The organism is Halarchaeum salinum (genome assembly GCF_039520965.1).
GTDB lineage: Archaea > Halobacteriota > Halobacteria > Halobacteriales > Halobacteriaceae > Halarchaeum > Halarchaeum salinum.
Genome location: NZ_BAAABL010000075.1, coordinates 1 through 11,575, shown reverse-complemented (window position 1 = coordinate 11,575; position 11,575 = coordinate 1). Strand labels below are relative to the sequence as shown.

Annotated in this window: 8 protein-coding genes, 1 tRNA gene and 1 pseudogene; 7 read left to right on the top strand and 3 right to left on the bottom strand. The window is 61.8% G+C overall.

Annotated elements, in window-relative coordinates; all coding sequences use genetic code 11:
- The first annotated feature begins 322 nt into the window (after positions 1–322).
- The 3 genes from ABDZ36_RS12565 (at position 323) to ABDZ36_RS12555 (ending at position 3,528) form a co-directional block, all read left to right on the top strand.
- Positions 323–1,642, top strand: a complete 1,320-nt coding sequence (locus ABDZ36_RS12565) for an HNH endonuclease (protein WP_211313653.1) — start codon at positions 323–325, stop codon at positions 1,640–1,642.
- A gap of 235 nt (positions 1,643–1,877) precedes the next feature.
- Positions 1,878–1,952 (top strand) — tRNA-Arg (locus ABDZ36_RS12560).
- 154 nt (positions 1,953–2,106) lie between these two features.
- Positions 2,107–3,528: a lamin tail domain-containing protein gene (locus tag ABDZ36_RS12555; RefSeq protein WP_211313654.1), complete on the top strand. Its 1,422-nt coding sequence runs from the start codon at positions 2,107–2,109 to the stop codon at positions 3,526–3,528.
- Positions 3,529–3,531: 3 nt separating this feature from the next.
- Here the strand turns inward: ABDZ36_RS12555 and ABDZ36_RS12550 are convergent, their stop codons facing one another.
- On the bottom strand, positions 3,532–5,367 hold the full coding sequence (locus tag ABDZ36_RS12550; protein ID WP_425545317.1) for a DUF7289 family protein: 1,836 nt from the start codon (positions 5,365–5,367) through the stop codon (positions 3,532–3,534).
- Between the two features lie 116 nt (positions 5,368–5,483).
- Here ABDZ36_RS12550 and ABDZ36_RS12545 point away from each other — a divergent pair, with 116 nt between their 5' ends.
- Positions 5,484–7,916 (top strand): PAS domain S-box protein, encoded by a 2,433-nt coding sequence (locus tag ABDZ36_RS12545; RefSeq protein ID WP_211313656.1) that lies wholly within the window; start codon positions 5,484–5,486, stop codon positions 7,914–7,916.
- Here the strand turns inward: ABDZ36_RS12545 and ABDZ36_RS12540 are convergent, their stop codons facing one another.
- The gene (locus ABDZ36_RS12540) at positions 7,917–9,095 is read right to left on the bottom strand and encodes an NAD(P)/FAD-dependent oxidoreductase (RefSeq protein WP_211313657.1); all 1,179 of its coding nucleotides are present in this window, start codon (positions 9,093–9,095) and stop codon (positions 7,917–7,919) included. It lies immediately after the preceding gene.
- Positions 9,096–9,180: 85 nt separating this feature from the next.
- Between ABDZ36_RS12540 and ABDZ36_RS12535 the strand changes: the two genes are divergently transcribed.
- Both ABDZ36_RS12535 and ABDZ36_RS12530 read left to right on the top strand, forming a co-directional pair.
- The gene (locus tag ABDZ36_RS12535; RefSeq protein WP_211313658.1) at positions 9,181–9,828 is read left to right on the top strand and encodes a hypothetical protein; all 648 of its coding nucleotides are present in this window, start codon (positions 9,181–9,183) and stop codon (positions 9,826–9,828) included.
- A gap of 99 nt (positions 9,829–9,927) precedes the next feature.
- A complete protein-coding gene (locus ABDZ36_RS12530; protein ID WP_343749339.1) occupies positions 9,928–10,053 on the top strand; it encodes a hypothetical protein in 126 nt (41 codons plus the stop codon).
- A gap of 106 nt (positions 10,054–10,159) precedes the next feature.
- On the opposite strand, the gene mvaD is transcribed toward ABDZ36_RS12530, so the two are convergent.
- On the bottom strand, positions 10,160–11,137 hold the full coding sequence (gene mvaD, locus ABDZ36_RS12525; protein ID WP_211313659.1) for a phosphomevalonate decarboxylase MvaD: 978 nt from the start codon (positions 11,135–11,137) through the stop codon (positions 10,160–10,162).
- A gap of 106 nt (positions 11,138–11,243) precedes the next feature.
- Here mvaD and ABDZ36_RS12520 point away from each other — a divergent pair.
- A pseudogene (locus ABDZ36_RS12520) lies at positions 11,244–11,504 on the top strand (endonuclease III domain-containing protein); the annotation flags it as partial.
- Between the last annotated feature and the right edge of the window lie 71 nt (positions 11,505–11,575).

Here is an 11,575-nt window from a genome sequence, read left to right as displayed (position 1 = left end):
GTGTACGGCGCTTTCAATTCGTTAGAGCTGATTCAGCAAACCATGAGAACTCTTCTATGACACCCTCATATAATTCAATTAAGCCACAGTACGCTTTCTGAGAGGTTTTTCAGAGGAAGATGATGGATACCATTCGGAAGGCGTTGAATCGCCTCATATCTACGCTGATGGATTCCTATGGAGAATGAGGGATGTAGGGATACCCCCGAGTGAGGCATTTGGCTTATTCATGGTAGTATACCAGAAGATCCCTAATTTACAAATATATACTTTTCCGCCTTTTTTCTTAACGCACTCTATTCGAGTATATCATACCCTTCAGATGGAGTATAGTTTCGGGATGGGTGAGGCAGGGGAGTTAGGTAGTACCAAAGAGATTAGTGGTAGTCTATCTACATGGTGGCTAATGTCTAATGGCTATCCCCCAGATTGGAATCGGCGTCGGAAGAAAGTCTATCAGAGGGCTGGTTACACTTGTCAGAATTGCGGTCAAAGGGGTGGCCCGAAGGGTAATGCAGAGCTTCATGCTCACCACATCGTTCCAAAGTCGAAAGGTGGTTCTCACTCCCTCAGCAACCTCAAATGCCTCTGTAAGCGGTGCCATAACGCAATACACGGGAATAGACGAGCCCCGATACAACAGTCTAGGGGGATTCGGATAACAAAGAAATATGATGAGAAGTGCGTTGAGGAATATCCTGTTGCAGTAAGAGAAGATTTAGAGGTATATAATTCGATCATATCATTATTTTCCGATTTAGAGGGGGTGATCAATAAGGTTGGGAGACAAGAGAAATCGCGGTCGCCTATGACCAGCGTGGAGAAAACTGATATAGAACGGGATGGGGTGAAGAGGCAGATCGAGTTAATCCGTGATCAAGCCTCAAGTATAAAGGAGGATTATTCAAATATTGAGGGGAAGTCTAGCAATAAAACACATCTCATAAAACAAGTGCTGGAATATATAGATATGTTAGACGATCAGGTGAATAATCTTCTATCTGATTCGTACGCGAGTGAGGGGAGAATTAAACGAAACAGAGAGGAAAGGAATGAATTATTCAAGCAGAAAATATGGACAAATACGGATGATATATTGGGTTCCATTAAGAGGGAAGCGAATCAGGTTAGACGGAGAGCAAAGGGCCCAGTAGGAGAAGATTCCACCAAAATTGGAGACTTACTTAGAGGAGAAAACACATTTATCCAAACCTGTCCGTTCTGTGAATCGGATAATATGGGCCGACCGTTTGAGAACCTCATTCGATGCCAGAGTTGTGAATCAGAATGGGTCTTAGAGGAGGGATCATGGACGAATATAAATGGACCGCCGTGGGCTAAAGGACAATCTCTTTCAGGACCATATTGGACACATATGTCTAATAACGAAGTAGAAATTAAATACCTCCAGGAAATAGAGTCAAAGGTAGGTAATTCCACACCAATATTAGGTATATTGGTTCTTGTTGGTTATATACTGACTATATCCGTATCCATCATGCAGGGCGCAGAAATAGGGGAGGTTATGCCCATAATACTGATCGGTGGGGTAGTGGCGACTATTATTCTCATATCCCTATTTACAATCCTATCAAAGATTGCTCTATGGTGGGTTCCCTCAGAGAATGTAGCAGAGAGCTAGATACTGTTAGCGGTTGTGAAGGTGCTATCCTCTGTCTCTCTATTAGTTGAGTCTCCCATAGTCACTTCCTTTCCACACGCAGTTTTATCCCCATAGACTCGCTTAATGGACATAGCGGCACGAACATAGACCACTATGCTCGAATCGCGGGAGTCTCGAACCCTTCCGTAGAAGGTTGGAGACGGCGAGCCGAAGGCGATGCCCTTAAGCGCCACCGACTGGAAGAAAAGAGCGCGGGCGTTTAGCTCAGCTTGGACAGAGCACTTGGCTTCGGACCAAGACGCCGCGGGTTCAAATCCTGCAACGCCCATGATTTTGCGTCGAGCAACGAGAGTCGCAGCGCCGAGCGACGGCGAGGCGACCGCCTCTTGGAGATTCAGAAACCCGAAGACTGCTGTGAAACCCGAGGCCACGCGCTGGGGACGGCCAGGTCCCTTTTCCCTCGTGATCGGCAACCCGGATACATGAGCGAGGATGACGAACCGGCGTCACTGGACGAGACGCCGAGTGAGGGCACATCGTCGCTGTCGCGACGCGAGTACGTGCTCGGTGCCGGTGGACTCGGCGCGCTCGCACTCGGCGGCGGCGGCCTCTTCGAAGTACTGAACCAGGACGCACCGAGCGGGTCGCGGCCGGATTCGTACATCGTCCAGCAGGGGTATCTACGCTGGGAGGTCGCGCCGCTCTCGCACGACGGACAGACGATTGAGGAGTTCTACAGCTACCAAGCGTCCTCGGCGAACCCCCCGTTCGACCTCGTCAAGCAGCCCGGCGCGTCGCGGCTGTTCGTCTACGACGGGCCGGTGGGCTCGTCGCTCGTCTTCCTCCACGGGGGCCCGACGGCAGACCACGGCGGGACGGCCTTCCTCACGTTCTCCGGGCTCTCGCGCTCGAAGGGCGAGTGGGCGGTCCGGGACGACCCGATGGGGAGCGACGATGACTTCGAGAAGTGGGAGGGTGGCAACGCGAAGGTGAAGTGGCAGTGGGGCGCGGGCGAGACCGACGGAGGCGCGTTCTGGGGCGTCGGCGACGGGAGTTCGACGATCAAGGTCACACCGAAGACGCTCTCGAACGTCGACGCGTGGCGCTTCGTGAGCGACGACGGCGGCACGACGACCACGGTCGACCTCTCGACGGCGAAGCCCGTGAAGATCCGGCCAGCGGAAAAGCGCAGCGTCAAACGCGCGAACGTGGAGATTATGCCGTCAGATGACCCGAACGCCTTCGATCCGTACGAGAAGGGCGACGTCACCGTCGTCATTCGCTCGCCGCCCGAGGGCGCGGACGAGAGCGAGTGGATCGAGCCGAGCGACGCCGATCCCGGTAACTACTCCGTCTACTTCGGGTCGCGGGACTACCTCGCCGGACAGAACGGCGCGTCACCGCAGAAGTACATCCGGCGGGGTGGCGACCTCTACTTGAAGTACAACAGCAAGTCGGCGAACTTCTCGCTCGACTCGGCGTACGGGTTCCTCGTGGGGAAGACCGGCTCGTACACATGGTTCCGTGGGAAAGACACGATTCAGCCCGGCGACTTCGATAACACCGAGACGGGGCCATCGCTCGCCGTCACCGACAAGAACGTGGATCCGTCAGGCGGCGACGCCGAGCACCTCGTGAAGGAGTACGTCGAGTTCACGAACGAAGGTGCTGAAGCGCTCGACATGGGCGGCTACACTGTCGCCGACACCGAGGGGTGGGAGTTCCACTTCCCGAAGACGTTCACGCTCGACGCCGGCGCGTCCGTCCGCCTCCACACCGGGTCGGGCCAGTGGGACGAGGACGATCTCTACTGGGACGTCAACGAACCGGTGTGGGACAACGACGGCGACACGATCACCGTCACAGACGCGGACGGCACCGTCGTCCTGCGACACGGGTACTGACGCTTAGCTACTCGCGTTCACGGCGTCGAGTCGGATGTGAGCGTACTTTGACTTTCTTGCAGATGGGGGAAGAATAATGGAATTTTGCAGGGCGGTGTCGTAGTGGATGTCGACACCACCCTCAACGAGACGGACGTCCCCGACGAGTGCGCCGTGAATGTGGGCAGTTCCGCCGCTCGCCCCCGGAACGATCCGTGCCCCAGATCCGTCACTCGGTCCCGGCCCGTAGATGACGCCAGTGTACTTCGATCCGCCGCCGAGACGCGCCGACGCATTCGGATAAAGGTACGTCCAGAATTGTGTAGCAGGGGGGGAATCGCTTGAGCCATCTCCTACGAGAACATCCCCGCTCCCGCCCATCGAATAATCGCCACTAGTGAAAAGGTTAACACGTCCATCACCGAGAACACGGGCAGTTGATGCTCCAGCTAGGGACACGTTTCCATCAACGACAAGCGTAATATCGCCATCCGTCGTATTCAGCCGAAGTTCTTCATCGTCCCCCATAGACAGCTCGTCGAGATAATACGTTCCGTGAGAGAGATTGCACTCGGCGTCATTCCCGTCATCGTCAACGTTCCGCGTACAGTTTAGCCGGTTATTGCTGATGGAAAGCGTCTCATCATTGCTGTTACTCGCTCGTGCATCGGTAATAATCCGGCTCATATGCTCTGTGATCGGACGTGGTGTCACGACAGAGGCGCTCACCTGTTGTTTGTGGATATTCTCATCCGCGATCACGCTGTCGTCGATCTCGGTCAAATTTCCACCGTAGTAGAGGTCACCATCGAAGGACGACCCGTATTTAATCGTCACGTTACGGGCGACGTAAGCATCTCCTTGAACACGGCTATCGTTATCGTTTCCGTCACCTGCGACAGTTCCGCTCTCCAAGGTGAAATTCCCAGCAGTACGGAGGGTTCCTTGAAGTTCGCTTCCCCCCTTGATAGTGACGTCGCCCCCGGAAACCAAGTCACTATTGACACTAATGCCACCAGTGAGTGTGACACCACCTGAGGAGACGACGCGGCTGTATCTGCCGTTCATCGAATTCGGATCCGACGAATTATAGCTATCGACAGACATCCCTCCAGAGAGGGTGAGTCCGCTTGTCGGTGTCCCCGCTGTGATCGCGCCGCCAAGCGGTTCCAGACGAGTCGGGAACGTTACCGATGTCGTATTTCGGCCCGCATCAGTGACGGCGTCCGCACCCGCGTCCTCGAAGATCCGCTCCCACGCCCGGTAGTAGCGGCTGTGTATCGTGATCTCGATTTCCGTGTTCTCCACGGGATTCGTGAGACCAGCCTGCGGATAGACGGGCGTCGTATTGCCCTGTTGGAGGATGATTCCCCCGTTCGTCGTCACGTTCCCGCCGATCGTTCGGATCGCGAAGCCCAGCGATCCGTTGCGGTAGGAGAACTCGGGGCGTTCACGAACGAGCGCGTAGCCGTCCTCGACGCGGAATACTGCCCCGCCCTGATAGACGAGATGGGGTTCTGACTGAGCGAACCGGACGGTCCCAAGCGGGACGTTCCGCCACATGATGTCGCCACTGGATGTGTTCCGAACGGTGACGTTGACCCAGCCCTGCTGGGGGTCGACGTCGGTGTGGAGACCCGCGGCGTCGAAGCGCGCCGTCGCGCTTGTCCCATCGGTCGCCGAGGACACCGCGCGGTGGAACGCCCCGGCTTGGAGTTCAGCCTGCTCGACTGTCAGACGGTCCTGGTCCTGTTGGAGGGCCGCGTTACCGATCGAGACGGTCGCGGTGACCGTCGCAATCGTGATCCCTAACAGGAGGACCACGCCGACGACTTCGGAGACGCCACGGGAGCGCGTCACCTGCGGATGTACGGGAACGTAGCTGATAAGACTGCTGACCGTTCGATACCCGAAAGAGTGGTCAACGCCATCGACTCGGCGAGGAAGTTTATACGTATTAACACCCAAGAATGGGTATGACGGGCGAGGATACTATCTCGGTACTCTGCGTTGACGACGAGCCGGGGCTCGCCGCGCTCGTCGGGGCGCACCTCGAACGCGCCGACGAGCGACTGGAGACGACTGCCGTAACGAGTGCCACGGCGGCGTTCGAGACGCTCCAAACGAGCGACGTCGATTGCATCGTCAGCGACTACGAGATGACGGGGACGGACGGGATCGGGTTTCTAGAGACGGTACGGGCCGACGATCCCGAACTGCCGTTCATCCTGTTCACGGGGCGTGGCTCCGAGGAGTTGGCGAGCCGCGCGATCTCGGCGGGCGTCACGGACTACCTGCGCAAGGAACGCGGCACCGAGCAGTACGCCCTGCTCGCCCAACAGGTGGTACACGCCGTCGAGCGCGTCCGCGCACACCGGGTTTCGAGTGCGGAAGAGCAGCGTCGCCGGACGATCCTGGAGGCGTCGCCGGACCCGATCGTCGTCGTCGTCGACGGAGAGATCGCGTACGCGAACCCGGTTGCGGTCGAGGCCGCCGGCGGGACGACCGAGTCCGACCTCGTCGGCCGGTCCATCGAGGCGTTCGTCGCGAACGGGGAGCGGGAGTCGGTCCTACACGCCATCGAGCGCGTGGTGTCGAGCGAGGAACGACGCGATCGGGTCGCGCGGCCGTTCGAATCCCTCGACGGCCGCCGGATGACGATGGAAGCGACCGGCCGGCGGGTGACGTGGGATGGGGCGGACGGGATCGTCGCCGTCCTTCGGGACGTCACGGGGCGCGAAGCGGGCGACACGGAGCGCGAGCGCTATCACGCGGCGTTCGAGGGGGCCGCCGAGGCCATGGTGATCGCGGACGACGACGGGCAGTACATCGAGGCGAACAGGGCGGCCTGCGAGCTGTTCGGGGTCTCGCGCGAGGCGCTCGTCGACCACCACATCGGCGACTTCGCCGCCCCCGACTACGACGGCAAGGCGGCGTGGGCAGCGTTCCGGGATGCGGGGGTTTCGCACGGGACGTTCCCGCTCGTCCGTCCGGACGGCGAGGAGCGCGTCATCGAGTACGGCGCGACGCCGAATGTCGTCCCCGGCGAACATCTCTTGGTGCTCCACGACGTTACTAATCGGGTCGATCTCGGCGATCGACTCGAACGCGAGCAGTCGGCGCTGGAAGAGATGTACCGTATCACCGCGGATGGGGACGCGTCGTTCGACGAGAAGCTCGAGCGTCTGCTCGAACTCGGCTGCGACTATCTCGACATCCCGTACGGCTTCCTCATGGAAATCGGCGAGGGACGACAGCACGTCATCGAAGCGGTCGGCGGGTTCCCGATACAGCCGGGCGAGACGTGTCCGTTGGAGGAGGCGTACTGTAAGCAGACGATTGCACGCGACGAACTCGTCACCGTCCAGAACGCGCTCGCCGAGGGGTGGAGCGACGATCCGGCGTACGAACGCTTCGGGCTGGGGTGTTACGTCGGCGCGAAGGTGATGGTCGGCGACGAGCTCTACGGGACGTTCTGCTTCGCCGGATCGGAACCCCGCGGGAAGCCGTTCAACGACACGGAGCGGACGTTCGTTGAGCTGATGGCGCGCTGGGTGAGCTACGAACTCGAACGCCGACGGACGACCGAGCGACTCGAAGCGCAAAACGAGCGTCTCGAACGCTTCACGTCCGTCGTCAGTCACGACCTCCGCTCGCCGCTGTCGGTCGCACAGGGCTACCTCGATCTCGCGCGCGAGGACGACGATCCGGACGCGCTCGACCGGGTCGAGGCCGCCCACGAGCGCATGGAACGCATCATCAACGACCTGCTCGTCCTCGCGCGCGATGGCGACGACCTCGGCGAGATGGAGCCGGTCGATCTCGACGCACTCGTCGCATCGTCGTGGGACCTCGCCGTCGAGGAGGACGCGGCCGCGACGCTCGACATCGTCGACGATCTCGATACGGTGACGGCCGATCCCGAGCGGCTCCGGCACCTCTTCGAGAACCTCTTTCGTAACGCGGTCGAGCACGGCTCGACTGGCCCGCGAAGCAAGTCCGCGGACAGCGTGGAACACAGTTCCACTGGCCCGCGGAACGACGCCGCGGACAGCGTGGAACACAGTTCCACTGGCCCGCGGAACGACGCCGCGGACAGCGTGGAACACGCCGCCGACGAGGGCGTCACCGTCACGGTCGGCACGACCGGGGACGGCTTCTACGTCGCGGACGACGGCCCAGGCATTCCTGAAGACGAACGCGCGCACGTCTTCGATGACGGGTTCACGACGCGGCAGAACGGGACGGGGTTCGGACTCTCGATCGTCGCCGAGATCGCCGACGCCCACGGCTGGACCGTCGACGTCACCGAGAGCGCGACCGGCGGCGCGCGCTTCGTCGTCTCAGGAGTACGATCAGAGGGCGAGACCGGCCAAAGTGGCGACACGACCCAGCAATCCGTGGAGTGATCAGGGGGCGCGCTTCCGGAGGTCGGGGAGATCGGGGAGGACCCGGTCGTCGCCGAGTTCGTCGCGGACGACCTCGATTGCATCGCGAAGCGAGCCGTGTTCGGCGAGATAGGTGAGGCCGACGCTCGTCTTGATGACGTTCGCGGCCGTCCCGCGGAACACCTCGGGACCGAGTTGGGCGACGGCGTCGTCGCCGACGCTGATGAGCCAGCCCGGCGTTTCGAACGCCCACTTTTCGAGGTGGCCGACCGAGTCGCCGGCGCGCGCGGCGTCGAGGACGCGTTCGACGTTCCGCGCGACTGCGGGCGACGACCGGACGGCGGCCTGCGCGCTCGCCGGGACGCGTTCGCCGTCGGCGTCCACGACGTCCGCGGCGTCGCCGGCGACGAACGTCCGATCGGTGAGGCGAAGATCGGCACGGACACCCTGGCGCTCGCCGTCGAGCGCGTCGGGTCCGCGGATGCCGCCGGTCCACGCGAGCACGTCGTACGGGATAGCGTGATCGTCCGCGACGACGTCGGTCTCGGTGACTGCGGTGACGTCGGTACCGGTTTCGAGGCGGACGCCGAGGTCGCGCAGCGCGTTCCGGGCCGTCGTGCGGAAGTTCTCGGGGAACGAGGGTGCGACCGTCCCGGCGCGCTCGACGAGGACGACCTCGACATCGTCGGCGACGCCCTCGCGTTCGGCGAGCTCGGCGAACTCGCCGGCGGTCTGGATACCCGAGAGACCCGCGCCGACGACAGCGACAGTACCGCCGTTCGGTTCGACGTCGTCGAAGAAGCCGCGTCGGAGTTCGGCGGCGTGTTCGAGGCGCTTGAGCGGCGTCGCGTACGCTGTGACGCCCGGAATGTCGTAGTCCGCGGTCTGCGAGCCGAGCGCGACGACACCGGCGTCGTAGTCGATTTCGTCGCCGTCGGCGAGCGCGACCGTTCCTGCCTCTGGGTCGAGGTCGGTGACGGTCGCCTCACGAACCGTAGCCCGCGTGACGAGGTCGTCGAGCGGGACGGTGATGTCGTCGGCGAACCCGGGGTAGCGTATCGTCCGGTGCAGTTCGTGCTGGATGAGGTGCTCGCCCGTCTCGTCGACGAGGACGAGGTCGTCGCCGGGGGGGAGTCGCGCTTCGAGTTTGCGTGTGATCATCAGGCCGGCGTAGCCACCGCCGAGCACAGCGACGCGCATACTCGAACGGTCGCGGAGGGGGCCCTTTGTAGTTCGGGCCGGCAGGCGAAGGTACATAGGTGACTGGAAGTACAGTGAACGGTAGATGAGCGAGCGCGAGAGCGGAGACGACACCGAGCGCCCGACAGTCGATACCGTCGAGATCGCTCGTGAAGAAGCACAGCGGACTATCGACAGTCAGAGCCAGACGCTCAACGACATCGACAACAAGGCAGCGCGGATCCTCCGCGTGAACCTCGTTCTCCTCGGGATCATCCTGACGGGGATCTCTATCGCCCTGAACGCCCGACCGAGCCAAGCGAGCGCGGCGTCGGTGCTCGTCGATTTCGTCAACGGCTATACGATCGTGGGGATTATCCTCCTCCTCGGCTCGACGGCCGTCGCCGCGGTCACGTACACCGCTTCGGACCTCCGCACAGGGATGAGCGGGAAGGACCTCCGTGCGATGCTCGACAACGACTACACGGATCGACAGAACGTGGAGGGGCTCGTGGAGAGCTACTCGCACTGGATCGAGCACAACTTCCGGACGAACGCGCGAAACGCACCGCTCGGGACACTCACGCTCCTCCTACTCGTCTATGCGATGACAGCACTCGCACTGGGTACCGTTCAAGCGGCAACGGGACACGTCGGCGGAGTACTTCTCCTCATCTCGGCCGCGCTGAATCTCGTCCTCACATGGTACACGCGGTTCCATCGGCAGGTCCGCCGCGTCCTCGAGCTCCGGTGAACCGTCGAGAGCTGTTGAGAGACGGATCAGCCCACCCCCGAGATGGTCCCCACGGCTGTCGGGCCAACACTCAACTACGGGGACGACCTACGGGGGGGTATGAGCGGAACAGCGAGCGAGGATTCGGAGAGCGACGGCGAATCGGGGGATCAATCCCGCGAGCGCCCATCGTTCGAGGGGCAGCCCGTGTTCAAGGGCGACTTCGAGGAGGACGAAGATGAGTGACGACGACACGGAGTCGAACGAGGCGGAAGCCCGCCCGTCGTTCGAAGGGCAAGTCATTACCAACAGTGCTGATGATGGTCGCGACGAGAGCGAGGACGAGTAGCCGCTAGAACAGCGCCGCGCCGTCGTCGAGGATACGCGCGGGGCCGCCGACCTCCCAAACGCGCGTGTCGACGCCCGTCGCGGCGATCGCTTCTTCGACGTCGTCGACGTGGTCGGCATCGGTGTTCACGTAGACGGTCGCGCCCGTGTCGGTGGAGAACCACGCGGGAACCCCCGACTCGCGGAGGTCGCGCACGGCCTCAAAGACCGCGAGCGTCTCGGGCTGCCAGTAGACCCACCCTTCCGGCCCAGTCATCGTCGTCGCGGCGAGCGAGAGCGAGTCGTGTTCCGCCGTCTCGAAGACGCGTTCGCGATCGCCCGCACGGAGCGCGTCGCGCATCGTCGCGAGCTGATCCTCGACGTGGACGCGGCGCGCGTCGAACATGTGGCTCTCCTCTGCCTCGTCGTGGGCGGCTTGTGTCTCCTTGTACGCCGGCACCTCGGCGATGACGATACGGGTGTCCTCCTCCAAGTTCTCGGCAGCCTCGATACGATGGCTCCGGCACTCGGCGTCGCTCAGCCCGCCGCCGAGATCGGAGTAGCCGCCGGTGACGGCGCGTGCCGCGGAGGCGGAGCCCCGCCGCGCGATCGTGGACATCTCGGGATGCGAGAGGTCGAGCCCCGCGGCCTCGCAGGCGGCGACGGCAGCGGCGGCGAACCCTGAAGCGGAGGAGCCGAGGCCGATGTTCGTCGGGAAGTCGTTCTCACTGACGAGTTTTGCCCGGGTGTCGATGCCGGCGCGCTCGCGGACCTCGTCGAGGACGCTCTCGATGCGCTCCGCGCCGCGGCCCGTCACGTCCTCGTCGCCGATGACGTAGGCGTCGGCCTCGCGCGACTCGTCGAACGCGACGGTTGTCTTCGTGTGCGCGGGCGCGGTACAGACGCTGATGCTGTCGTGATAGGGGTAGCGCGCGTCGTGATCGCGCATCCCGTGGTACTTTACGAGCCCCTGGATCGGATGGGCTTTCGCGGTGGCCTTCATACACGTAGGCCTGCCGGCGCGGACATAAACCGCCCGGATAGTGGCGGACGAGTGGGACGCGAGCGCCAGTCGAACCGCTCAAACCGCCCGCACCCGACGGATCGGTATGGGCGAACCACTCGACACCCGCGCGGTACAGGCCGAGGAGGTCATCGAGCGCCTCGAACGCGAGTATCCCGATCCCGAAATCTCCCTGAACTTCTCGAATCGCTTCGAGCTCCTCGTCGCCGTCGTTCTCTCCGCGCAGTGCACAGACGAGCGCGTCAACAAAGTCACCGCCGACCTCTTCGAGAAATACGACGGCCCCGCGGACTTCGCGAACGCGGACGTCGAGGACATCGCGGACGACATCGACTCGATCACCTACTAGTACGTGTTTAGCCCCAGATCGATTTCGGTAGTCTCTCGTAGGGACCGAGAAACAAATGACGTAGATCG

Excerpts from the sequence above, each read along its gene's own strand:
- mvaD (WP_211313659.1), bottom strand. The coding sequence starts at position 11,137 with ATGAAGGCCACCGCGAAAGCCCATCCGATCCAGGGGCTCGTAAAGTAC.
- ABDZ36_RS12530 (WP_343749339.1), top strand. The coding sequence starts at position 9,928 with ATGAGCGGAACAGCGAGCGAGGATTCGGAGAGCGACGGCGAATCGGGG.
- ABDZ36_RS12555 (WP_211313654.1), top strand. The coding sequence starts at position 2,107 with ATGAGCGAGGATGACGAACCGGCGTCACTGGACGAGACGCCGAGTGAG.
- ABDZ36_RS12545 (WP_211313656.1), top strand. The coding sequence starts at position 5,484 with ATGACGGGCGAGGATACTATCTCGGTACTCTGCGTTGACGACGAGCCG.
- ABDZ36_RS12565 (WP_211313653.1), top strand. The coding sequence starts at position 323 with ATGGAGTATAGTTTCGGGATGGGTGAGGCAGGGGAGTTAGGTAGTACC.
- ABDZ36_RS12540 (WP_211313657.1), bottom strand. The coding sequence starts at position 9,095 with ATGCGCGTCGCTGTGCTCGGCGGTGGCTACGCCGGCCTGATGATCACA.
- ABDZ36_RS12535 (WP_211313658.1), top strand. The coding sequence starts at position 9,181 with ATGAGCGAGCGCGAGAGCGGAGACGACACCGAGCGCCCGACAGTCGAT.